Consider the following 24,240-nt stretch of genomic DNA (forward strand, 5'->3'; position numbering starts at 1 on the left):
TTATAAAGGTTTCTCGCTTCTTTTTTAACTTTAATTTATCCACAATTTTTGACCACCTCTCTATAATTCAGTAACTTTGAATTTCGACTTATTTGGTGTGATTTTTGTTCCACATAAGCTATTAATAAAGCAACATTTTTATGGGATTTATCAAAAGAGAAAATAAAAAGTTCGATTACAAACCTCGTTATTATCAAGGAGAAGGGAATCCTTATGAGATAAAACAAAAGTTTGATCAATATAGAACTACTATTGGAAAAAAGAAGAATTTAAAAGGAAAATTCAATGCTGCTTTAGACGATCTTAAAGAGTCAGGATACCGATTTAACAAAACAATCGTAATTATCGCATTGATTTTAACACTTGTTTTCTTATTCATTATTGATTTTGATCTTTCAATCTTTTTCCCTAAAAAATAACTAAATGTCAGATATCATACAGTTACTTCCTGATCATGTTGCTAATCAAATTGCTGCTGGTGAAGTGGTACAACGTCCCGCTTCTGTTGTAAAAGAATTGATTGAAAATGCTATTGATGCAGGAGCTACTTCAATTACCTTGCTTTTAAAGGATGCTGGAAAAACTTTAATTCAGGTAATTGATGATGGGAAAGGAATGAGCCCAACTGATGCTCGCCTAAGTTTTGAACGTCATGCTACTTCTAAAATTAAAGAAGCACAAGATTTATTTAACTTAAATACTAAAGGTTTTCGTGGTGAAGCTTTAGCTTCAATCGCAGCAATTGCTCATGTTGAGCTAAAAACCAAGCAGGAAGAAGATGAATTAGGTACACAAATAAAAATTGAAGGAAGTGAAATTGTTTCTCAAGAAGTAGTTTCAGCAGCAAAAGGAACAAGTATTGCAGTTAAAAACTTATTTTTTAACATTCCTGCTCGTCGTAACTTTTTAAAATCTGACACTATTGAAACACGTCACATTATTGATGAATTTCAGCGTGTTGCTTTAGCTCATCCAAGCATTTCCTTTTTACTACATCATAATAATAATGAAGTTTATCATTTAAAAAAGAGTAATCTTCGTAAACGTATCGTAGCAATTTTTGGTGCTAAAATGAATGAAAAGTTAGTTCCTATTAATGAGCAAACCGATATTATTACTGTAAACGGATTTGTAGCAAAACCAGAATTTGCTAAGAAAAAACGTGGTGAACAATTCTTTTTTGTTAATAATCGTTTTATCAAAAGTTCTTATTTAAACCACGCTGTTATGAATGCTTTTGAAGGTTTGTTGGAAGGCGGATCGCATCCTTCATATTTCTTATATTTAGAAGTACCACCAAATACGATTGATATCAATATTCATCCGACAAAAACAGAAATAAAGTTTGATAATGAAAAGGCATTATACGCTATTTTACGTGCGACCGTAAAACATAGCTTAGGACAATACAATGTTGCTCCTGTGTTGGATTTTGATAGAGATGCCACTTTAGATACTCCGTATGATTACAGCAAAAAAGGTAATTCTTCTATTCCACCGATAACAGTAGACCCTACTTTTAATCCGTTTAAAACGGAAACTAGCTACAAAGAACCTTCTAACACTAATGGAGCTTCTAAAAATGCTAGCACACACAGCTACCAATCGAGCTTCAAAAAAGACACGGGTAACTGGGAAGCTTTGTACACAAATGTTGATACTTTTGAGCCTATTCAACAAGAACAATTATTTGAATCACAACAAGAAACCGAAACAGGAAAAACCTTCCAAATTCAAAAAAAATACCTGTTGAGTTCTATAAAGTCAGGAGTGGTATTAATTCATCAATCCTTAGCACATCAACGTGTTTTGTATGAAGAATTTTTAGAAAACATTACCGTAAAAGAAGCCAGTAGTCAGCAATTATTATTTCCTGTGAACATTTCATTTTCTTCGTCTGATATTGAAATGATTTACAGTATTAAAACTGATTTAGAAAGTGCTGGATTTATGTTTGATGAGTTCACGAAAGAAAGTGTGGTTATTGCTGGAATTCCAACTTCAATAACAGAAAGCCAAATAACGCTAATTTTAGAGCAGTTATTAGATGATATAAAACTAGAAGTTCCCGATACAAGTTTTAGCCATTTTGATATTATGGCGAAATCTTTTGCGAAATCTTTAGCAATAAAAACTGGTACTTCATTAAATATGAAAGAACAAGAAAATTTAGTTAACAATCTATTTTCTTGTAAGGAACCTAATATTTCACCATTTGGCAAACCAACATTTAAAACATTAACTTTAAATGAAATTGATGCCATTTTCAATAAATAAAAAATTGTATGCCTAGATTAACACAAGCCATAAAGCATTTAATAATCATTAACGTGATTCTATTTTTTGCTCCTCAGTTATTAAATATGGATTTAACCAATTTGTTTGCTTTACATTATCCTAAAAATGAACATTTTGGTATTTGGCAGTATGTTACACATATGTTCATGCATGGTGGTCCTGCTCATTTACTTTTTAACATGTATGGTTTGTGGGCTTTTGGTACTCCGTTAGAACAAATGTGGGGACGAAATAAGTTTTTATTCTTCTATTTTTCTGCAGGAATTGGAGCTGGATTAATTTATACACTTACCAATTATTATCAATTTAATGGAATTTACGAACAATTAATTGGTATGGGAGTTTCTCCTGCTGAAATACAAAGCATTTTAGATATGGGAAGGTATAATGATAGTTTAATTACACTTTCTAACAAAGAAATGAGCGAGTTTTACAGCTTATATAACACTCCTGCAGTGGGTGCTTCAGGTGCAATTTATGGGGTTTTAGTTGCTTTCGGACTAACCTACCCTAATGCTAAACTAGCTTTAATCTTCTTCCCTGTTCCTATTGCCGCAAAATATTTTATTCCGTTGATTATTTTAAGTGATTTATTCTTCGGAATGACCAATTATTCTATCGGTAACATTGCTCATTTTGCCCATGTGGGAGGTGCTATTATTGGTTTTATTATAGCTTGGTATTGGAAAAAAAATCAGTTCAGATTTCAGTAATTTAGTATATTTATAAAAGAAGCTATGTGTTATGAACGTGCTAGATAATTTAAAATATAGATTTAAACACGCAGGTGTAGTTGAAAAACTTATTTATGTAAACCTTGCTGTATTTTTATTGGTTTTTATTACCAACACTTTTGGTTTTTTATTCCAATCAAAAACTAATTTTATTGTTGAATGGTTTGCTCTGCCTGCCAATTTTAACGATTTTATTACTAGACCATGGACTCTTATTACCTACGGTTTTTTACACACAAGTTTCTTACATATTTTATTAAACTTAATCGCTTTGTTTTATGTAGGGTATTTATTTAAGCAATACTTTACCCCTAAACAACTACTTAGTTTTTATTTGTTAGGAACCGTATTTGGAGGTATTATTTTTATAGCTAGCTATAATTTTTTTCCTGCTTTACAAAACGTTGCTCACAATAGTGTTTTACTAGGAGCATCTGCAGGAATTTCAGCAATTTTTATTGGTATTGCTACTTACATGCCTAATTACGAATTAAAATTTCCTTTAATTGGTTTTGTGAAATTATGGGTTTTAGCCTGCATTTGGGTTGCCATTGATGTGATTCAAATTCCTGCTGGTAATGCGGGTGGTCACCTAGCACATATTGGTGGTGCTTTATTTGGTTTTTTCTATGTGCGTAGTGCCAGTAATAAAGAGTTAGATATTTTTACATATATAAAAAAACTCTTTACTAAAAAAGAACCTAAACTTAAAACAGTATATAAGTCAGGGAACAAAACACACACAAACAAGACTAACAAAACGCAAAATCAACAAGATATTGATGCAATTTTAGATAAAATTAGTAAGTCTGGTTACGATACACTTAGTAAAAGTGAAAAAGAATTTTTATTCAAACAAGGAAAAAACTAAATGAGAAAGTATTCGGTAACTCATAAATTTTTATTTTTCATTAATTCAGTTTTTGCAACTGTTTTGTTGCTTTCATATGCGCTTCCGTATATTTCTCCAAAAACAATTCCTTTTCTTTCAGTATTCAGTTTATCTGTTCCTCTATTAGTTGTTACTAACATTTGTTTTTTTATTTACTGGCTTATTAAAATTCATAAAAATGCTTTGTTATCACTCCTAGTACTAATTATAGGATGGTTTGTTTCTACTCCTTTAATTAAATTTACTAACAAAGAAGTTATACTTAATAATGATTTAAAAATCATGAGTTATAATGTTCGTTTGTTTAATCACTATAAACATGAAGATGACACAACAACCGAACAAAAAATATATAAACTCATTAACAATGAAAATCCTGATGTTATTGCTATTCAAGAATTTTATAACTCTAAGCTTCTAGGCATTAAACTTCCTTATAAGTACATAAAAACAAAAACGAAAACAAATAAGTTTGGATTAGCTATTTACTCCAAACATCCTATTATCAATTCTGGTTCTCTTAATTTTAAAAGTAGTGCCAACAATACTATTTTTGCTGATATTCTTGTTGAAAAAGATACTATTCGGGTATACAATGTACATTTAGAATCGTTAAAACTTAATCCGAAAAAAGAGAATTTTGGTGAAAAAAGTTCTGAACGTTTGTTCAAACGCTTGGAGAATGGGTTTGTTAAACAAGTTGATCAAGTTGATTTGATAACTCAACACGAAGCCACCTGGAAAGGAAAAAAAATAATATGTGGTGATTTTAACAACACTGCTTATTCATGGGCTTACAAGCAGCTAGCTACAGATAAGAAAGATGCTTTTATTGAAGCTGGTATGGGTATTGGTAAATCTTTTCGCTACATCTACCCTATGCGAATCGACTTTATTTTGGTAGATAAAAATACGACTATTAATCACTTTAAAACCTATAGCGATATAGAATTATCTGACCACTACCCAGTTATGACTCGCTTACACTGGTAATTTTATTTTTAATTCGGTATAAAAGTGTATTTTTAACCGATTTAAAAACAAATCTATGAAACAACACTACGATGTTGCTGTTATTGGCAGCGGACCATCAGGAGCTTCAACAGCTTTTTATTTAGCCCAAAAAGGTATTTCAACTGTTATTATTGAAAAAGAAACTTTACCTCGCTATAAAACATGCGGAGGTGGTTTTGTTTTTAGAGGACGTAAAAATCTACCTTTTGATATTAAGGAGGTAGTTGAAAAAGAGTTCCATACTGTTGATATTTATCTTGGAGAAAAACTTCATTTTAAAACGCATAGAGAAAAACCAACTATTTCTATGATTATGCGTGATTCTTTTGACAATCTAATTACTCAAAAAGCAAAAGAATTTGGAGCTACGTTATTAGAAAATCATAAATTAAAAGGATTATCTTTTTCTGATGATATTATTACTCTAGAAACTTCTCAGGGGAATTTTACTGCTAATTTTGTAATTGCTGCAGACGGAGCTTTAAGTCCAACCGCAAAAATGGCTGGATGGAAAGAAGATACTCGTAAATTAATTCCTGCTTTAGAATATGAAGTAGAGGTTTCTGATGAAGACTTTGAACGTTTATCTAAAGAAGTTCGTTTTGATATTGATGCTATTCCTTATGGTTATGCATGGAATTTTCCAAAGAAGAAGCATTTATCTATCGGAGTTGCTTCCGCTAGAAGAACTAAAATTAACTTAAAAGAACACTATCAACAATATTTAAAAACTTTAAATATTACAAATATTGTTAGCGAATCTCAGCATGGATTTCAAATTCCTGTTTCTCCTCGTACAGACGGATTTGTTAAAAACAATGTATTTTTAATTGGTGATGCTGCTGGTTTTGCTGATCCTATTACTGCAGAAGGAATTTCTAATGCTATTTACAGTGGTAAATTAGCTGCTGAAGCTATAATTGAGAGTAAAAAAGAGCCTGAATTAGCTGCTAAATTATACCTAGAAAAAATATCGGAAAGCTTACTTCCTGAAATAAAAACTGGTTTATGGCTTTCTAAGTGGTTTTACGAACAAAAAAGTATTCGAAATATTGTGTTAAAAAAATACGGTCAACAGTTTAGCGAAGCTATGGCTGATGTTTTTCACGGGGATAGAAGTTATCCTAAAGACATTAAAAAAACAATTACGAAACGAATTAAAGATTTAGTTTCTTAAAAATAAAGAGCAGCCCCAAAAAGGTTGCTTTTTTTATTTTTAATATTCTTTCATTTATACTTAAAAAGTTAGCACTTATTCTCAAAAAATATTTTGTCTGCTTTTTTTACTTTAACTTGCTGTAAAACTATTGCATCTCTAAATTTTACATTCTAGTGAAAGAAATTAAAACTACTACATCTTTAAAACTTCCTTTTCTGTTTGATGCAGATAAACTATTGCATGATTATTCTCTAGTTGTAAATCAACATTGGATTCCTCATTTTAACAAATCTGGATATGAAGGTGAGTGGAAAGCTATCCCTTTATATACTAATAATGGTGACACTTCTAACATTTTTGCTTTTCAAAATGATAATGGTACTATCCAGGAAACTCCCATAATGAATAATTGTAATTATTTTAGAGAGGTCATTAACTCTTTTCAATGCCCTATTTTATCTGCTCGCTTGCTTCGTTTGAATGTTGGTGCAGAAATAAAACCTCATCGTGATTACAAACTGGGTTATGAAGATGGCAACTTTCGCTTACATATTCCGATTATTACAAATAACAAGGTTGAATTTATTTTAAATGATAAACAATTGAATATGTTGCCTGGAGAATGTTGGTATACGAATGTAAATTATGTACATTCTGTTGCCAACAAAGGAAATAAGGATCGTGTACACTTAGTTATTGATGCAGAAAGAAACGAGTGGTCAGATTCTTTATTCTTTACACTTGCTCCAAAAGATAGCTTTCAACCTATACAAGAAGAAATTGACTCACCAGAAACAATACGTCTTATCTTAAACGAGCTAAAACGTAACAATGAGCCTGCCTCTAAAAAACTTATTCATGAAATGGAACAAAAGTTATTAAAACTTACATCTAAATAATAACTTATGATGAATTTAAAAAAAGAGTTACTGCATATTACTTCTCAATTCTTTGAAGAAAAATCTGATTATTCTTCTGCTTTAAAAGAGTACAAACAATTACTTTTTAGAATTTCAAATGAAACTATAAATAATGAAGAGCATCGAAATAATGTTCAACTTGAAAATGGTGTAGCTATAGGTACTTTATGGGCCGCTAATTGTCTTGATGATTTGGTAAGAACCTATAAGTTTATTAGAGGAATTGAGTTTGCTATTCAAGAGAAAATCTATCAAAAAGACTCACTACATATTCTTTATGCTGGTACTGGCCCTTTTGCTTCGCTTATGCTTCCTTTTATATTAAGGTATGCTGATTTGAATATAACATACACCCTTTTAGAGGTAAATCCTCTAAGTTTTGAGGTTTTAAAAAGTACAATTAAAAAGTTAGGTTTAGAAACTAATAATATCAACTTTATAAATCAAGACGCTACAAAATATCAATTCCCTAAAAACTTTTCTCCAGATATTATTGTGAGTGAAACTATGCAACGTGCATTGGATAGTGAGCAACAAGTTTCTGTTTTTTATAACTTAATGAGTCAGTCTAATTCTAATACTATTTTTATTCCTGAGAAAATTACGTTAGCTATTGGTACAAGCTCTTCTGAAAATAGTAAACCTTACATTCAACAAAAATACTATCGCGAACATGACAAGGTTTTTGAAGTTAGTAAAGAAGCCATGAAATCGAATGATTGGTTATTTGAAAAGACTTCAAACAAATTAGGTTTTACTGAAAAGTATACAGTTTTAAAAGAGGAAGAACTTTCTATAGCTAGTGAAATTGTGGTGATGACAGAAATCACAATTTATAAAAATGAGAAACTTATTATAAATGAAAGTGGCTTAACTGTTCCTAAATACATTAAAGATGTTTCTAACAACAAAAAAGAATCCTTAACTATTAAGTCTCAATATGTAATTGGTATTGACCCTAAACTTGAAGTTACAGTTATTTAAACAAACTTCAAGCTTACTCCTTTTTTCTCAGCATAAACTTTTGCGGCTTCATCTAACTTTAAATTTTTCTCTTTAAACTCTTGGAAGCTTTTAGCTTCAAACTCATTGATTATCATATTAATTTCTTGTTGAGTTTTTCCTTCGTCGTACATATAGGCTATTTCCGCATAGTCTTTTTTATAAAAACCGATGCAAAACTCAAACAACTCGATAGAAGTATTTATCAACTCTTTTGAATCTTCGTTTACTTCTAATTTTTGAACGTCTTTCAAACTTTTTTCTAAATCTGGAATTGTTACTTTATGAAGATATTGAGAGAATGTTGCTGCATATTCTTCTCCGTCATTATCATAGTACTTTAGGTATTCGTTTTTTTGTAATTCTTTCAATTGTTCAAAATACCCTATGCCGTAATTAGCCGTTAACAAATTGGCTTTTAATACCGTTTTTTCAACAACTTTTTGCGGAGTTTCTTTCTGACAACTTATAAACAATATACATACTACAATGATTGTTAAAACACTTTTTACCCTTTTCATTTTCGACTATTCTTTATTGCTTTATAAAAATAAGCTTTCAATTTTTCATAAAAAACATTGCAAACAAGGCTTTTGATTTTTTGTTAGAAATCCCACACCCCTACTTACATTTTACCTTGGTTTGCAATGCTATAAATATTTTTCTTTTTCTTTCTTTTTTAGGTTATATGAATAAGAATGAAGCAACTATCATCCAAACTCCTACTATAATTCCTAATATTCCAAACTTTCCTTGTTTTGGAGCAATCTTCCCTCTCAACTGTTCTGCTTTTTCTTTAGCATCTGCATTCTTTGATAAGAACAATTTATTTATCATTCCGTATCCTAACATAAAACCTAAAACAGCTTCAACTACGCTACCTGCTAAAAAAGTTACCCACCAAATTGGTGCTGTAGTTAACCAACCTAAGTTTAAAATAGCTGAAATTATTCCCCAAATTCCCCAGATACAAAAGATAAGACCAATCCATCCTTGGTAAGGCTCTATTTTTTCTAATAACTCTTTAGCATTAGGTTTTTTGGCTAAAATTAATGACGGTACTGCCACTATACTTAGAAATACTAATGAAATTCCGTAAATCATGTTTAATTAAAATTTAAATGGTTTATATTGATTTATTATTTATGAATTAATAGTGCTGAAGAAAACACAAACAGCATTAATGAAGTTATGATAATAAGCCCCAAAAACATCCACCAAGGTGTTTTACTGGTTTTCTTAAAATCCTTTGCTTTTTTTTGTAAATCTGGAGGCATTTGACTTTTACTCATCTCTAATTTACAATGCCCACAAATACTATATGTTTTTTTGAATAATGGAAAAACAGGAATCCAAAATATATGTACATACAATCTATTTACCTGAATAAATAAATGTTCTGGTGTATTGCAATAACTGCAACTATGATTGTGTACTGGTTGTATGTTTATTTTGGCTTCACGCCATCCAAAAATTACCATAACTTTATTACTTAATAATTACGGTACAAAGATGCGTTGTAAGTGTTTTTTAAAATAGACTGAAACTAGCCAAAGTTAACACCCTGTTTTCAGGGGTGTACTAATTTATTACTCTACAAGTCCTAGTTTTATTGCATATTTGGTTAATCCAGCTAGATTTTTTACGTTGAGTTTTGATATTAAATTCTTTCTGTAACTTTCAATAGTATGCTTACTTAAAAAGAGTTTGTCGGCAATTTCTTGTGTAGTGTATTCTTCAGCAATAAGCTTTAGCACATCCTTCTCTCGTTTGGTAAGTGTAACCATAGTGTCTTTCCCTTTATTAAAGACATTATTCATATAAGCTTGTTTTACCGATTCTGAAAAGTACTTATCGTTACTAAGAATTGTTTTTACAGCTAATAACAACTCTGATTGGGTTGCATTTTTTGATAAATAACCATCAACATCACTTTTTATTAATGTATCTATCATACCTGTATCTGTATGCATACTTACAATTAATGTTTTTATTTCTGGACGAGTTTTCTTAATGTAATCATTTAATGTAATACCATCTATATCTGGCATAGAAATATCACTAACTACTATATCAATTTGCTCATTAGGATTGGTATCTATAAATTTTATAACATTTTCACCACTATTGGCTGTTAACAAAATATTGTAAGCTTCTTCCTTATTAAAAATACTTAACAATCCGTCTAAAAACATTTTGTGGTCATCTACCAGAATAATATTATGCTTCATAGTATACTAATTTAAAGGTACATCAATGTCAATAACAGTTCCTTTGTCTGGAAAAGCATTTATAAACATTTCTCCTTTAATAATTTTTAATCTATCTTTTAAATTTTGAAACCCAAGTCCGTATTTTACTTTTTCTTGATCAAAGCCTGCTCCATCGTCCTCAAAAAGTAATTTTACACTATTATTAAATACGGAAAGTTGAATATCAATTTGAGTTGCTTTTGCGTGTTTTAAAGCATTCGTTAACAACTCTTGAATTATTTTATACAATTCTACTTTTAAATTTTCTTCAATCTTATCAATCTCTTCTTTCGGATGAATTTGTAGTGTTATTTCTTCATCAGACAAGTTCTTAACATTTTCTATATATTCAGAAACTATTGACGTAAAAGCAGAATCTTTAAACTTTTTAGGCATTAAGTTATGAGACAATTCTCTTACTTGATTATAAGTATCATCAACCTGTTGAATAATATTTTCTTTTTGCTGTTTTGTCTCATTTGATAACTGCAGTTTTATAGTTGCTAAATTTCCTCCAATACTATCGTGAAGTTCTCTTGCAATACGTTTTCTTTCATTATTCTGACCTTCTAACGATGCTTTTACCAATTTTAACTCTTGGTTTTTTAAAAGGGCAGATATTTTTTGTTGGTTAACTTCTTCTAACGTTTTGGTTAATTTACTCTGGGTTTGAAGCTTTTGATAGTACATATACAACAATCCCAACACAGGAATTAAAACGACAAGAAAACCTATTAAAATATTTGCTTTTAATGTTTTTTGTCGTTCTATCTCTTGTTTCTGCTCTAATGTTTTGTATTGTACTTCAAGCTCATTAACCTGCTGTTTGTTTTGACTAACTAAAATTTTATTATTTATACTATTTAGTTGTGTCATTAAAGCATGTGCGTTTTTATAATCTCCTGTTTCGGAATAAGCATTTTGAAGTCCTAAAACAACTCTTCTCTCTATTTCTAAATTTCCCCACTGAATAGAGTTTATATATACTGTTGATAGTATTTTCTTTGCATTATCATAATCTTTCTCCTTTAAATAAATACCCCCTAATACATTTCCTGCTTTTGCATACAGTGTAAAAAAACCATTTGACAGAGATTCGTTAAAAACATTATAACAAAGGTCTAATGCTTCTTCGTTTTTATTTTCTTTCCCTAATACTTTACTCAACCATAAGTCAACTTCTAATGCATTTTTAAGGTATCCTTCAGATATATAAAAAACTTTTGCCTTATTATAATTGTCTTTTGCTTTTTCTAATTCGTTCTTTGTGTAATAAATGAATCCCAGTTCAAAAAAAGCATCGTGTTTTAGTTTTTCATTTGGAGCATTTTCAATGCTTTCTTCAATAATTTTTTGTCCTTCTTCTTCTTTTCCTCTTACATATTTTATAGACCCTAATCCTATTCTATTTTTAACATAGAGCTCATCATCAAAATTCTTTTTAGAATGTTCAATTCCTTTTAAAAACCATTTTAACGCCTCATCAAACAACCCTTTTTCTAATTTTCCTTCTGCAATAGCATTTGAAACCTTAGATAGATATTCTTCTTTCTTTAGTAAAAGTTCTTCATTGGAGGTTTCAGTATACAATTTATGTCCATATTGTATAATTGAGTCTATATTCCCTTTTTGCTGATGAAATTCAATAAGATTGTAGGTAGCTGCATACTTTGTCTTAAAATCTTTTGCTTGTTCGATGTTTTTGAAAAGGGAATCGTTAGGTATTGTTGGATTCACCCCAAAAGCTTTAAAACTTTGCATCTCAGATTGTGCCAACATCTTACAACTAAATAATAAAAAGACACCTAAAACAATTTGTTTTAAAGCAACCTTTTTCTTTTCATTTTTTTTAAAACAGTTTTTATATTTTTTCAATTATAGGTTCTTTTTTCTGAAACAATTATGACTTCCAAAATTACAGAACATTTTTATTTCTTAATTAACTATTAGTTATTTTATTCTTTATAACTCCTTCAGAAGAAACAAAACTCTTTCATTCGTACTTCTTTTTTAAAAATTTATTCCTGATAATTTTTATTAGTTAGGAAACCTAACTATATTTGCAATAGAATTTAAAATCTTTATAATTATGAGTAAATCTATTTTTTATCACGCAGGTTGCCCTGTTTGTGTTAGTGCAGAACAAGACATTATAAATCTAATTGGTTTAGACAATGTTGAAGTAGTTCACTTCGGTGAAGACAAAAATCGAATTTTAGAAGCAGAAAATGCAGGTGTAAAATCTGTCCCTGCTTTGGTAACTCCTACTGGTAATGTACTCCATATTAATTTTGGAGCTTCAATGGAAGAAGTAAAAGGATAATTTTTTTGCTCTACAAAGTTAGGAATCCTAATTTTGTAGAGCTTTTAATATTTTAAATTATATAAAATGGAAGTAGCTGTTTGGGATACTTATGTAACTAAGAAAGATGGTAAAATAATGCATTTTGATATTATTGCACCTTCTAACAATAAAGACACTAACATAATTTTTAATTATGGAAAAGAATATTTAAGAACTAAAGGTCTAGAAAACCTAGAAATATCTTCAAAAGAATGTGTATTTTGCCATATTGAAATACTCAAACCCGAATGGGAAGATGCTATACATAAAAAAGGGTATTTTATATACGAAATGGAAAACTGTAATTAATGAAATCTCCTTTTGACTTAAATCAGCAAAACACAAAAATTGAAAGTAAAATAGTTGTGGCTTTAGAGCGAATTTCTGAGGCTTTCAGAGTACTTCTTTGGAGCGAAAGTAAGGAGAACTCTTTAAGCCCTATCCAAATTCAAATTCTAATTTTTTTACTATTTCACTCTGAAGAAAAATGCAAAGTGAGTTATTTATCTGAAGAATTTAATATGACTAAAGCTACCATTAGTGATAGTATTAGAGTTTTATTAAAAAAAGAATTAGTTCAAAAGTTTAGTAACCCTAGCGATACTAGAAGTTATATTATTGGTTTAACCAATCAAGGAAAACAAATAGCAGAGAAATCAGCTAATTTTACACTTAATATAGAGCAACCGTTAAGTTCATTACCTGAAAACCAAAAGAAAGATATACTGGCAGGGCTTTTAAAAGTAATATACCAACTAAATAAAGCAGGAGTTATAACTATTCAAAGAATGTGCTTTACTTGCTCTTATTACCAAAATGAAAACAACGAACATTTTTGTAAACTTTTACAATCTAAATTGGCTTCTAAAGAGTTGAGAATTGATTGTCCTGAACATGAATTTAAGAGTTAATATTTTAAAGCATCAACCCTACTTCTTAACTATATGTTAAAAGGTTTACTTTATTACCTATAACCTTTTATTTTTGACAAAAAATTATAAAATGGCTATACATAACTTGATTCTTCAAACGAAAGAAACAACTATAGAACTAGATGAAGTTCATCTTAGTAATGAAAACAAAAATACGCTACAGCAACTACTAAAAGAATTTAAACACGTAGCTGTTTTGAATCAATACAAACTCCCTGTTGATAATAAAATCTTATTATTCGGACATACTGGTTGTGGTAAAACTACCACCGCTAAAGCTATTGCCAAAAAGCTTAATAAAAAAATTATCATACTTAATTTGGGTAGCATTGTTTCTTCAAAACTAGGAGAAACAGCTAAAAATATTTCCGAAGTTTTTAAAAAAGCTACAAGAGAAAGTGCTGTGTTATTTTTAGATGAATTTGATTACATCGGTAAAGCTCGAGATTATGATAGTAAAGACTCTAGCGAGATGAAACGATTGGTAAATACTGTTATTCAATTAATAGATCAATTACCTAACGATGTTTTATTAATTGCTGCTACCAATCACTCTAGTGTTATAGATACTGCACTTTTAAGACGTTTTCAGTTAAAACTTAAATTCGAAGCACCTAGTGAATCAGACTTAGACAGCTATTACGAAACGTTACTGCAACAATTCCCAGAAGAGTTTAGAAAAGTAAATCGTGTGTACGATATATCTTATGCAGAAGCTAAAGACATTACTTTTAGAACTGTAAAAAATAAAATTATTGAAAAAGAAGAACTGAACAATCAATTCGTAAATGGATAATATTCAAAACAACCTTAGCATTATTCATCAAAGAATACAATTTGCTTGTAAGAAAGCTAATAGAGCGCCAGAAGATGTTCGTTTGTTACTAGCTACAAAAACAGTAAATACTGATAAAATAAATTTTGCTTTAGAACAAGGTGAAACTCTTGTGGGTGAAAATAAAATACAAGAATTAAAGCAAAAGTGTAATGCAATAAAGCACTTACAACCTGAAGTACATTTTATTGGTCATTTACAAAGTAACAAGATTAAAGAAGTTATAAAATGGGCTAGTTGTATTGAATCTATCGATCGTTTATCAGTTGCTGAAAAATTACATCAACGGTTGATTTTTGAAGAAAAAGAAATTGATGTATACATACAAGTAAACACCTCTTTTGAAGAAAGCAAATTCGGAGCCAATCCAGAGGAAACTATTGAGCTTGTAAAAGAAATATCTAAGTTTAAAAACATTCATATAAGGGGATTAATGACCATTGGTTTACTAAGCTCAGAATCCGATGAAGTTCGAAAATGTTTTCGCCTTTTAAAACAGCTTCAAGAAAAAATAAAGGCACTACAAATTCCTAATGTAGCTATGGAAGAACTCTCCATGGGAATGAGTGGTGATTTAGAAATTGCTATTGAAGAAGGTGCTACTATTGTACGAGTTGGAACAGCTATTTTTGGAGAACGTATCTACCCTGATAGCTATTACTGGAACGAAACAAAAAGTAACGCTTAGTTTTTCTGTACTCTTTTTAAATTCAATAAATCAATAGGGTTAATTCCTAAACCTGAAACATTCTTTTGTGTAAAGCGGATTACCTCATCATAATATAATGGTACAATTGGAGCCTCAGCAATAATAATACTATCCATTTTTTGGTATAGCCTATAACGCTTTTTTACATTTACTTCTTTAATGGATTGTTCATACAACCTATCAAAAAAATCATTTTTAAAGTGTGTATAATTAGGGCCGTTTGGTGTAAAGTTTTTGCTATAAAATAACGACACATAATTTTCTGCATCAGGATAATCAGCTATCCAACTTGCTCTAAAAATAGGCAACTTACCATTTGCTTTTCCTTGGCGTAATGTTGAAGGCGGTATCACATCTACTTTAGTTACTATTCCTATTTTTTGTAATTCACGTTGAATAAACTCACACAAATCTAAATAGTTGCTGTTCGTTGTAATTGCTATTTGCGGATTCTCATCTCCTGTCTCTTCTTTGTATTGTGCTACCAACTTCTTTGCTTCTTCAGGTTTGTATGAATATCCTTGTTGATTATTGAATGAAGGCAATCCTTTCGGGATAAATCCACTTGTAGCAGGACTCCCGATCCCGTTTCTCAAAAATTTAATCATCTTCTCCCTATCAAACCCAAAATTTATAGCTTGTCGTATCAATTTCGATTTTGTTGGGAGCTCTTCTTCTCCATCTAAATAAATTCCTAAATATTCTGTGTTTAAATACGCCCCTGTTTTCATATTGATTTTAGAAACATATTTCTCTTTTAAGGTTCCGTCTGTGTTTAGAATGTCATCTTTATACGAAGCATCTAAACTTTTCATAAAATCGATATTTCCTTGAATAAACTGCAAAAACTCACTTTGCTTATCTGGCAAAAAAGTAACAGCTACTGATTCTAAATACGGAAGTTGATTTCCTTTTTCATCCTTTTCAAAATACAGAGGGTTTTTCCTCAATACCAACTTGGTATTTTCTACCCAAAGTTTAAAATGAAAAGGACCAGTTCCTATCGGGTTTGCTCTAAACTCATTTCCAAAATAATCAACTGCTTCTTTTGGTACAACGGAGCAATATTTCATGGCTAACAATCCTAAAAAAGGTGGAAAAGGTTGTTTTAAATTGATTGTAAAAACAGAATCACTCTCTGCTTTGAAATTCGCAACATTTTGTAATACCCACCCACCTGGAGACGCCACATTCTTATCTAGTAATCGATTAAAAGAATATTCAAAATCTTTGGCTATTACATTTCTTGTAGAATCTTTCCCAAACAGTTTGTGTTTATGAAATAATACATCATTTCTTAAATGAAACTGATAGGTTCTTCCATCTTCAGAAATTGTCCAATTCTTGGCTATCGAAGGTTGTACTTGTAAACTATCATCCAACTCTACCAATCCATTATACAATTGATTTACAGCCCAAATATTTCGTTGGTCTTTTGCAAAAGCAGGATCTAATGAAGTAATATTTGAATGCTCGTTATAGCGAAAAACTTGTTTATCAGTAAAATTACTTTTTTCTTTTTTACAAGAAGTTATAACTAATAAAGCTATAAGAACTAATAAAAAATTATGTATTCTTTCGTCTATTTTTATAGTACGTTTTATCTGCAATGTATATGGTTTTATCAATTTTTGTAAAAACTGTAGATTTATCTTTACTTACTATTTCTAGCTCTTTAATCAAATCTATTTTTTTCTCTACTTCTACTCTCTTCTTTATTTCTTCAATTTCATCAGTAGAAAAAATAAAATCTATAAAGCCATCTTCATAAACAGGTTTTATAAACTTAATAGATGAGCTTTTATCCCAAACAACATAATCATTTCCTAAAATATTAATTAATTGAATCATATAAATTGGATCTGTTGCTGAAAATAAACTTCCACCAAATATAGATCCAACATAATTCTTGTTTTTATAACTAACAGGAATTTTCACTTTCACATTCAATAAGTCATCAGATACATATATTATTTTTCCTGTAGACCTTTTGTACATTGGAGATAAGTTAAACCCATACTTAAATATGGTACTTTTCTTAAAAAACTTACTTAAAAATTTATTTAGTGCTGCGTACATAAATTTACTACCTTATCTATTAACCTTTATCAAATCCATACTCTCTTTCTACTTTGCTTATTCGAAGTTGATATTTTTTATACCATCTCTCTCTTCCTATATTTCTAGCTTCAGTATGCTCTATGTTATTTTTCCATTTTAAAATAGCATCCAAACTTTCCCAATAAGAAACCGTAATCCCTACATCACTTCTCGCTGATTCTACTCCTAAGTACCCTTCTTGTTCTTTAGCTAAATTGTCCATTTTCTCAGCCATTTCATAATATCCTTCTGTATCATCTGAAAGAGTTGTGCTAAAAATTACTGCGTAATACGGAGGTTTTAAATTATCTACTATCATAAAATTAGTTCATATTTTGTTTCTGGTAAGCCAATATCGTCACTTATAAATTTCTCTATCGCAACAAAGTTAAATCGTTCTAATATTTTAGCGGAAGCTATATTTTCATCCACCACACACCCAATAAGTTTTTTCATTCCTACCGATTTACAGTACTGTATCAATCCTTCACAAAGCTCTGTTGCAAAGCCATTACCCCAGTATCGTTCTATAAACCGATATCCTATTTCATCATTTCCCTCTTCATCTTTTACCAAAGCAACCGTACCTACAAATTCATTGTCTGATTTACGTTCTATGGCATATATCCAAAAATCATTTTCTTTATTGGTGTATCGTGCTATCAGCTGTTTTAAATCCTCTTTACTTTCTTCTAAATTTTTAGGTTCCCCTGTTGCATATTGCAATACTTTAGGGTTACTTTCTAACTCATAAAAAGGTTCTATATCAACAACTTGAAGCTTTCGAATAAGTAATCTTTTCGTTTCAAAAATCATGAATATTATCGTACTTTTGCAAACCCAAAACTGCTTTAAGCAGTAGTAGATTAAATAAACTATACGAACTTCTAAAAAATTAAAGACTTGTACAAGGCTTTTGTTTTTTATTTAGGACAGAGAAAAGATGAATGTAGATAAGAAAGTAGCTTTTTACACCTTAGGATGTAAATTAAATTTTTCGGAAACTTCAACCATTGCTAGAAACTTTGTAAATGAAGGGTTTGAGCGTGTTGAGTTTGAAGAAAAAGCAGATATATATGTAATTAACACCTGTTCGGTAACAGACAATGCTGATAAACGTTTTAAAAGTATTGTAAAGTCTGCCTTAAAGAAAAATGAAGAGGCTTTTGTTATTGGTGTAGGATGTTATGCGCAATTAAAACCTGAAGAATTAGCTGCTGTTGATGGTGTAGACTTAGTATTGGGTGCTACTGAAAAGTTTAATGTAACTAGCTATATTAACGACTTAACCAAAAATGATATTGGGGAAGTACATTCTTGTGAGATTGAAGATGCTGATTTTTATGTAGGTTCATATTCTATTGGAGATCGTACTCGTGCTTTCTTAAAAGTACAAGATGGATGTGATTATAAGTGTACTTATTGTACCATTCCGTTAGCACGTGGAATTTCACGTAGTGATACGTTAGAAAACGTATTGAAAAATGCTAAAGAAATTTCTGAGAAAGGTATTAAAGAAATCGTTTTAACAGGAGTAAATATTGGTGACTATGGAAAAGGAGAATTCGGTAATAAAAAACACGAACATACATTTTTAGAGTTAGTACAAGCTCTTGATAAAGTGGATGGGATTAATCGTTTACGAATCTCTTCAATTGAGCCTAATTTATTAAAAGATGAAACGATTGATTTTGTTTCAAACTCAAACATATTTGTTCCACATTTTCATATTCCATTACAGTCAGGTAGCGACACGCTTTTAAAGAAAATGAAACGTCGTTATTTACGTAAAGTTTATACCGATCGAGCAGCAAAAATTAAAGAGGTTATGCCTAATGCTTGTATTGGTGTAGATGTTATTGTTGGTTTCCCCGGTGAAACAGATGAATTATTTTTAGAAACCTACAACTATTTAGCAGACTTAGATATTTCTTACTTACACGTTTTCACTTATTCTGAAAGACCAAATACAGAAGCTGTAGAAATGGACGGTGCTGTTCCTAAAAAAACACGTGCAAAACGCAGCAAAATGCTACGCGGATTATCTGTTAAAAAACGTAGAGCTTTTTATGAAAGTCAGTTAGGTAACACCTTAACAGTTTTATTTGAAAGTGAAAATAAAGAGGGATATATCCACGGTTTTACAGAAAACTATGTAAAAGTTAAGACTCCTTGGAACCCTGATTTAGTAAATACATTACATACAATTACTTTAACAAAAATAGATGAAGACGGTTTAGTTCGTTTTGATTTTGTGGATGCTGGAGTTATTGCTTAACTTGTCAACTAGTTCACACAATCAAAAAAACTCATTTATGAAGTACCTATTATACTCTTTTTTAGCCTTAGGAATCTCTTGTGGTATTCCTAAAAAAAGTTCTGAAACCAAATTAACAGAGCCAATAGAAAAAGAAACAATTATTGAAGAAGAAGTTACAAAACCTATAGCTTCTCAAAATGAGTTAATTATTGTTCTTAAAAACGCTAAAAGTATTGATGATGTAAAATCACTTATAAAAAATAGTGGTTTAACTTGGAGTAAAATGGCTTATGAAACAGATGCTTCAAAAATAGGTATTGTTGAAGTTCCTGAAGGAAAGCGTGATTTTTGGATTGATAAACTACAGGAAAGCGGAGAGTTTAGATTAGTTGATGCCAACTCAGAAGAAAAATTAACTAACATTATTTCCGAAGAAAAAAATAACCTTTTAAGAATTATCAAAACTCCTTGTTTTGGTGACTGTCCCGTATATTCTGTTTCTATTGATAAAGAAGGAAATGTTCTTTACAACGGAATTGAATATGTATTAGTAAAAGGAACACAAAAATTTACACTATCAGAAAAACAACTGCAAGAGCTAAACAATAAGCTTAACAAAAAGGATTTTGCTAGTTTTAAAGATGTTTATAGCAACCCTAAAATTCCAGATTTATCTAGTACTTATATAGTTCATGATGGAAAACAAATCTTAATTCGTTTATGGAAAGATATTCCTGATGAGCTTATTGACGTACACGAATATATTGACGGTATTTTATTAGATAAAAAGTTTTTTGAATAATGCCTAAAACTCACTTGTATTTTGTTCCTGGTTTAGCTGCCAATACCAAAATATTTGAGCGTATTTCTTTACCTGAAGAACATTTTGAACTGCATTTTTTAGATTGGATGCTACCAACCTCTATTAACGAAAGCATTGAAGAATATGCTCAGCGAATGTGTGCTAAAATTCAACATAAAAACCCTATCTTAGTAGGAGTTTCTTTTGGTGGAATTATTGTGCAAGAAATGAGTAAAATTATCAATTGTAAAAAGGTAATTATTATCTCTAGCATTAAAAGTAACAAAGAGTTACCAAGACGACTAAAACTAGCTCAAATAACAAAAGCCTATAAACTTTTCCCTTCAAAAATTATAGCAAACATTGAAAGTTACGAACATTACTTTTTCAATGATTATTTAAAAAAACGAGCTGAACTTTATAAAATATATTTATCTATAAGAGATAAAGATTATTTACAATGGGCTATATACAATGTGTTACATTGGCAGCAAAAAGAACCATTAAAAGATATAATTCATATTCATGGAAAAAAAGATGAAGTTTTCCCTATAAAACATATTAAGAACTCTATTGAAATTGAGAATGGTACGCATGTAATGATACTGAATAAAGCAAAAACTATTTCTAAAATCTTAGAAAAGGAATGTTTTTTGATAGATTAAATACCACACCCCAATTTCAACAAAAACTAAAGAAAAAATGAATAAATCAATCCGCTTTTTATCAATTATAACTATAGTATTCGTAGGAATATTATTTACCAATACTATTAGTAAGTCTAACGAACCAACTATTAAAAATGTAGCTGAAACCTATGAAGTTAAAGCTTTAAAGTTACCTGATGATTTAAATTTAGCAGGAGAACGTGTTCCGTTAGAAAAACCAGACATTAAAGAACGAATGGATCGTGAATTATTAGTAAATACCTATTGGCAGTCTAATGGATTACTACTAATAAAACGCGCCAACAAGTACTTCCCTATTTTAGAACCATTATTAAAAAAACATGGGTTACCTGACGATTTTAAATTTTTAGCCTTAGCTGAAAGTGGTTTTATTGATGAAACATCTAATGTAGGAGCTGCAGGTATGTGGCACTTTATGAAACAAACAGGTAGAGAATATGGATTAGAAATCAACAATAATGTAGACGAGCGTTATCATATTGAAAAATCTACAGAAGTAGCTGCTGAATATTTAAAAAAATCAAAAGAGCGTTTTGGTTCTTGGACACTAGCTGCTGCAGCTTATAATGCAGGGAATTATGGTGTTTCTAAAAGACTAGAAGCTCAAGGAGTTACTAGCTATTACGATGCTTTATTACCTGATGAAACTGAACGTTATGTATTCAGAATTTTAGCTTTAAAAGAAATCATCACGAATCCTGAAAAATACGGTTTTACATTCGATAAAGGAGATTTATACACTTTACCTGAAACCTACACTGTAAAAGTTGATACTGCTATTACCAATATTGCCTTATTTGCTAAAAAGTTCGGAACTACCTACAAAGATTTGAAACTACATAATTCTTGGTTACGTGAAAATCACTTAAACAACCGTAGCAGAAAACTATACGAAATTAAAATCCCTGTTCAGTAATGAGTAAAGTAATGCCTTATTTTTATTTTATTTTTGGTTTGGTTATACTATTTGATGGTATTGTTCAATTCTTAGAAAATAAAGAGCTATACAAGTTGCTTTTCTCTTGGAATACAACAGATAAATATTTTTACTTAAGCATAAAAATTATCTTTAGTTTATTCTTCTTTTTTATTGGATATAAAAGATTTAGGGTAAAATCCTAAACAAAAAAAGCTCATTCAAAAGAATGAGCTTTTTTATTTATTTAAACTTTATTTTCTATTGAAAATCAGTATTTAACTTTATGTAATCTAAGAATTCACGTTTAGTTTCTTTGTTTTTAAACGCTCCACCAAACTCAGCAGTAACTGTACTACTTTCAATATCTTTAATACCTCTTGAGTTAACACATAAGTGTTTTGCATCTATAACACATGCAACATCTTGGGTTCCTAATGCTTCTTGCATTGCTTGTACTACCTGCATCGTTAAGCGCTCTTGTACTTGTGGGCGCTTAGCATAATACTCTACAATACGATTCATTTTAGATAAACCGATTACTTTACCATTAGAAATATACGCAACATGCGCTCTACCAATAATTGGTAATAAGTGATGCTCACATGTTGAATATACAATAATGTTTTTTTCAACTAACATTTCACCATACTTGTACGTATTGTCAAATGTTGATGCTTCTGGTTTGTTTTCTGGATTTAACCCCATAAACAACTCATTTACGAAAGCTTTAGCTACTCTTTTAGGAGTACCTTTCATACTATCGTCCGTTAAATCCATTCCTAAAGTTTCAAGAATTTCTCTAACACTTTCTTGAATTTTTTCAATTTTTTCTTTGTCAGAAATATCGAAAGCATCTGCACGTAAAGGTGTTTTTGCCGATGTACCGATGTGGTTCTCTCCTATTTCGTCTATTCTATCGTCATTCATTTTGTTGCTGTTCACTTCAAACATTTCTATCTAAAAATTAGTAGGGCGCAAATTTACAACATTGTTGGTAATTTACTGCACTTTATTTATCAATTCGTCTAAAGAACAAGTAGTTTGCTCTCCTGCCACCATATCTTTAACAACAAGTGTACCGTTTTCAACAGTAGTTACTACAAACTCAATTTCTCTGTTTATAGCGTATTTCCACTGTTTTTTTTGTTGATTATTGCTTGTTGCAACATCAGGATACATCTCTGCCTTTATGTCATTACTACGTAATGTTTTGATGATTTTAACCTTTTCTAAACTCTCGCTTTCTTCAAAATTTAAAAACAATACTTTAGGCTTTGGTAATTCTACTGCTTCAAACAATCCTAACTCTTCCATTACCAAGTAAATTCTATCTAACCCAAAAGATATTCCTACTCCAGAAACATCTTTTAACCCAAAAATACCTGTTAAGTCGTCATAACGACCACCACCACCAATAGAACCCATTTTTACACCTTCTGGAGCTGCTACTTCATAAATGGCTCCTGTGTAATAGTTTAATCCTCTAGCTAAGGTTACATCTAATTCTAAGCTTGCTGAATCTAGCCCTAAACTTTCTACATTATTAACTACGGTTCTCAAATCAGCTACTCCTTGTAATCCTTCTTCCGAACCTTGTAACATAGCCTCTAAAGAAGCTAACTTATCTTGATTACTTCCAGAAAAATTAAATAACGGATCAACTTTTTCTATCGCTTCAGCAGAAATTCCTTTCTCCAACATCTCCTTAACTACACCGTCTTTTCCTATTTTATCTAACTTATCTAAAGCCACTGTAAAATCAATCAACTTGTCTGATGCTCCAATTACCTCAGCAATTCCAGATAAGATTTTTCGGTTGTTGATTTTGATAGTCGTACCTTTTAATCCTAACTTACTAAAAACAGTATCATATAATTGTACAAACTCAACTTCTTGCCATAATGAAGTACTTCCTACTACATCGGCATCACATTGATAAAACTCACGGAAACGTCCTTTTTGTGGTCTATCTGCTCTCCAAACTGGTTGGATTTGGTAACGTTTAAATGGAAATGTAATTTCGTTTTGGTGTTGTACTACGTAACGTGCAAACGGAACTGTTAAATCGTAACGCAATGCTTTTTCAGAAATTTTTGAAGTAACTTTTTGGCTGTCTTTATCTACCAATAAGTTTTCATCTACTTTCTTTAAATAATCACCAGAATTCAAGATTTTAAAAATCAATCTATCCCCTTCTTCTCCATATTTTCCCATTAAGGTTTCAGAATTTTCAAAACTTGGTGTTTCAATAGGTTGAAATCCGAAATTTTCAAACGAATGTTTAATTGTATTGAAAATATAGTTTCTTTTTGCTACTTCTGTTGATGAAAAATCTCTTGTTCCTTTTGGGATTCCTGGTTTCATTTTTTTTGTTAATTA

At 30.4% G+C, this 24,240-nt stretch carries 28 protein-coding genes; 17 read left to right on the forward strand and 11 right to left on the reverse strand.

Annotated features, from left to right (window positions below):
- The first annotated feature begins 140 nt into the window (after nt 1–140).
- From C8N26_RS11770 to C8N26_RS11805, 8 genes are all read left to right on the forward strand, one after another.
- Nucleotides 141–419 carry a riboflavin synthase subunit beta gene (locus C8N26_RS11770; RefSeq protein WP_120187450.1) on the forward strand — a complete coding sequence of 93 codons (279 nt, stop codon included), beginning with the start codon at nt 141–143 and terminating at the stop codon, nt 417–419.
- A gap of 4 nt (nt 420–423) precedes the next feature.
- Nucleotides 424–2,277: a DNA mismatch repair endonuclease MutL gene (gene mutL / locus C8N26_RS11775; RefSeq protein WP_120187451.1), complete on the forward strand. Its 1,854-nt coding sequence runs from the start codon at nt 424–426 to the stop codon at nt 2,275–2,277.
- A gap of 8 nt (nt 2,278–2,285) precedes the next feature.
- On the forward strand, nt 2,286–3,011 hold the full coding sequence (locus C8N26_RS11780; protein ID WP_120187452.1) for a rhomboid family intramembrane serine protease: 726 nt from the start codon (nt 2,286–2,288) through the stop codon (nt 3,009–3,011).
- Between the two features lie 31 nt (nt 3,012–3,042).
- Entirely contained in the window at nt 3,043–3,903 is an 861-nt protein-coding gene (locus C8N26_RS11785; protein WP_120187453.1) for a rhomboid family intramembrane serine protease, read from the forward strand.
- Nucleotides 3,904–4,917 carry an endonuclease/exonuclease/phosphatase family protein gene (locus tag C8N26_RS11790; protein WP_120187454.1) on the forward strand — a complete coding sequence of 338 codons (1,014 nt, stop codon included), beginning with the start codon at nt 3,904–3,906 and terminating at the stop codon, nt 4,915–4,917.
- 55 nt (nt 4,918–4,972) lie between these two features.
- Nucleotides 4,973–6,115: a geranylgeranyl reductase family protein gene (locus tag C8N26_RS11795; RefSeq protein WP_120187455.1), complete on the forward strand. Its 1,143-nt coding sequence runs from the start codon at nt 4,973–4,975 to the stop codon at nt 6,113–6,115.
- Nucleotides 6,116–6,270: 155 nt separating this feature from the next.
- Nucleotides 6,271–6,996 carry an aspartyl/asparaginyl beta-hydroxylase domain-containing protein gene (locus C8N26_RS11800; protein ID WP_120187456.1) on the forward strand — a complete coding sequence of 242 codons (726 nt, stop codon included), beginning with the start codon at nt 6,271–6,273 and terminating at the stop codon, nt 6,994–6,996.
- Nucleotides 6,997–7,002: 6 nt separating this feature from the next.
- A complete protein-coding gene (locus C8N26_RS11805) occupies nt 7,003–8,001 on the forward strand; it encodes an SAM-dependent methyltransferase (RefSeq protein ID WP_147418505.1) in 999 nt (332 codons plus the stop codon).
- Here the strand turns inward: C8N26_RS11805 and C8N26_RS11810 are convergent.
- The 5 genes from C8N26_RS11810 to C8N26_RS11830 form a co-directional block, all read right to left on the reverse strand.
- Nucleotides 7,998–8,540 (reverse strand): hypothetical protein, encoded by a 543-nt coding sequence (locus tag C8N26_RS11810; RefSeq protein ID WP_120187458.1) that lies wholly within the window; start codon nt 8,538–8,540, stop codon nt 7,998–8,000. The genes C8N26_RS11805 and C8N26_RS11810 overlap by 4 nt on opposite strands.
- 163 nt (nt 8,541–8,703) lie before the next feature.
- Nucleotides 8,704–9,123, reverse strand: a complete 420-nt coding sequence (locus C8N26_RS11815) for a hypothetical protein (protein WP_120187459.1) — start codon at nt 9,121–9,123, stop codon at nt 8,704–8,706.
- A gap of 35 nt (nt 9,124–9,158) precedes the next feature.
- The gene (locus C8N26_RS11820; protein ID WP_120187460.1) at nt 9,159–9,500 is read right to left on the reverse strand and encodes a zinc-ribbon domain-containing protein; all 342 of its coding nucleotides are present in this window, start codon (nt 9,498–9,500) and stop codon (nt 9,159–9,161) included.
- A 108-nt stretch (nt 9,501–9,608) separates the two neighbouring features.
- A complete protein-coding gene (locus C8N26_RS11825) occupies nt 9,609–10,250 on the reverse strand; it encodes a response regulator (RefSeq protein WP_028892971.1) in 642 nt (213 codons plus the stop codon).
- A 6-nt stretch (nt 10,251–10,256) separates the two neighbouring features.
- Entirely contained in the window at nt 10,257–12,146 is a 1,890-nt protein-coding gene (locus C8N26_RS11830; protein WP_120187461.1) for a tetratricopeptide repeat-containing sensor histidine kinase, read from the reverse strand.
- Nucleotides 12,147–12,360: 214 nt separating this feature from the next.
- Here C8N26_RS11830 and C8N26_RS11835 point away from each other — a divergent pair, with 214 nt between their 5' ends.
- The 5 genes from C8N26_RS11835 to C8N26_RS11855 all read left to right on the forward strand — a co-directional run bounded on the left by C8N26_RS11835 (nt 12,361) and on the right by C8N26_RS11855 (nt 15,070).
- Nucleotides 12,361–12,594 carry a thioredoxin domain-containing protein gene (locus C8N26_RS11835; RefSeq protein ID WP_099215373.1) on the forward strand — a complete coding sequence of 78 codons (234 nt, stop codon included), beginning with the start codon at nt 12,361–12,363 and terminating at the stop codon, nt 12,592–12,594.
- A gap of 66 nt (nt 12,595–12,660) precedes the next feature.
- A complete protein-coding gene (locus tag C8N26_RS11840; RefSeq protein ID WP_120187462.1) occupies nt 12,661–12,924 on the forward strand; it encodes a DUF2024 family protein in 264 nt (87 codons plus the stop codon).
- Nucleotides 12,924–13,526 carry a MarR family winged helix-turn-helix transcriptional regulator gene (locus C8N26_RS11845; RefSeq protein WP_120187463.1) on the forward strand — a complete coding sequence of 201 codons (603 nt, stop codon included), beginning with the start codon at nt 12,924–12,926 and terminating at the stop codon, nt 13,524–13,526. The genes C8N26_RS11840 and C8N26_RS11845 overlap by 1 nt, the downstream gene beginning before the upstream one ends.
- Before the next feature lie 91 nt (nt 13,527–13,617).
- Entirely contained in the window at nt 13,618–14,343 is a 726-nt protein-coding gene (locus C8N26_RS11850) for an AAA family ATPase (RefSeq protein WP_120187464.1), read from the forward strand.
- Nucleotides 14,336–15,070, forward strand: a complete 735-nt coding sequence (locus tag C8N26_RS11855; RefSeq protein WP_120187465.1) for a YggS family pyridoxal phosphate-dependent enzyme — start codon at nt 14,336–14,338, stop codon at nt 15,068–15,070. The genes C8N26_RS11850 and C8N26_RS11855 overlap by 8 nt, the downstream gene beginning before the upstream one ends.
- Here the strand turns inward: C8N26_RS11855 and C8N26_RS11860 are convergent.
- From C8N26_RS11860 to C8N26_RS11875, 4 genes are read right to left on the reverse strand one after another with little or no spacing between them, the layout of a single operon-like run.
- Nucleotides 15,067–16,701 carry an ABC transporter substrate-binding protein gene (locus tag C8N26_RS11860; protein ID WP_394342652.1) on the reverse strand — a complete coding sequence of 545 codons (1,635 nt, stop codon included), beginning with the start codon at nt 16,699–16,701 and terminating at the stop codon, nt 15,067–15,069. The two genes, C8N26_RS11855 and C8N26_RS11860, sit on opposite strands and share 4 nt — an antisense overlap.
- A complete protein-coding gene (locus C8N26_RS11865) occupies nt 16,658–17,170 on the reverse strand; it encodes a DUF4442 domain-containing protein (RefSeq protein WP_120187466.1) in 513 nt (170 codons plus the stop codon). Before C8N26_RS11865 ends, C8N26_RS11860 begins: the two co-directional genes overlap by 44 nt.
- Nucleotides 17,171–17,189: 19 nt before the next feature.
- On the reverse strand, nt 17,190–17,510 hold the full coding sequence (locus tag C8N26_RS11870) for an antibiotic biosynthesis monooxygenase family protein (RefSeq protein ID WP_028892962.1): 321 nt from the start codon (nt 17,508–17,510) through the stop codon (nt 17,190–17,192).
- A complete protein-coding gene (locus tag C8N26_RS11875) occupies nt 17,507–18,007 on the reverse strand; it encodes a GNAT family N-acetyltransferase (RefSeq protein ID WP_120187467.1) in 501 nt (166 codons plus the stop codon). The genes C8N26_RS11870 and C8N26_RS11875 overlap by 4 nt, the downstream gene beginning before the upstream one ends.
- Nucleotides 18,008–18,134: 127 nt before the next feature.
- Here C8N26_RS11875 and mtaB point away from each other — a divergent pair, with 127 nt between their 5' ends.
- Genes mtaB through C8N26_RS11895 form a run of 4 tightly spaced genes read left to right on the forward strand, consistent with a single transcriptional unit; the run spans nt 18,135 to nt 21,858 of the window.
- Nucleotides 18,135–19,469 carry a tRNA (N(6)-L-threonylcarbamoyladenosine(37)-C(2))-methylthiotransferase MtaB gene (mtaB, locus tag C8N26_RS11880; protein ID WP_120187468.1) on the forward strand — a complete coding sequence of 445 codons (1,335 nt, stop codon included), beginning with the start codon at nt 18,135–18,137 and terminating at the stop codon, nt 19,467–19,469.
- Nucleotides 19,470–19,506: 37 nt separating this feature from the next.
- Nucleotides 19,507–20,253 (forward strand): DUF6438 domain-containing protein, encoded by a 747-nt coding sequence (locus C8N26_RS11885; RefSeq protein ID WP_147418506.1) that lies wholly within the window; start codon nt 19,507–19,509, stop codon nt 20,251–20,253.
- Complete coding sequence (locus tag C8N26_RS11890; RefSeq protein WP_120187470.1) at nt 20,253–20,918, forward strand: alpha/beta hydrolase family protein; 666 nt, start codon at nt 20,253–20,255, stop codon at nt 20,916–20,918. The genes C8N26_RS11885 and C8N26_RS11890 overlap by 1 nt, the downstream gene beginning before the upstream one ends.
- 37 nt (nt 20,919–20,955) lie before the next feature.
- Complete coding sequence (locus C8N26_RS11895; RefSeq protein WP_028892958.1) at nt 20,956–21,858, forward strand: lytic transglycosylase domain-containing protein; 903 nt, start codon at nt 20,956–20,958, stop codon at nt 21,856–21,858.
- Between the two features lie 261 nt (nt 21,859–22,119).
- Here C8N26_RS11895 and folE read toward each other — a convergent pair whose 3' ends face one another.
- Nucleotides 22,120–22,788, reverse strand: a complete 669-nt coding sequence (folE, locus tag C8N26_RS11900) for a GTP cyclohydrolase I FolE (RefSeq protein WP_369791964.1) — start codon at nt 22,786–22,788, stop codon at nt 22,120–22,122.
- Nucleotides 22,789–22,860: 72 nt separating this feature from the next.
- Entirely contained in the window at nt 22,861–24,225 is a 1,365-nt protein-coding gene (gene hisS / locus C8N26_RS11905; protein ID WP_120187471.1) for a histidine--tRNA ligase, read from the reverse strand.
- Nucleotides 24,226–24,240 lie beyond the last annotated feature (15 nt).

The sequence above is a fragment of the Tenacibaculum lutimaris genome, assembly GCF_003610735.1.
GTDB lineage: Bacteria > Bacteroidota > Bacteroidia > Flavobacteriales > Flavobacteriaceae > Polaribacter > Polaribacter lutimaris.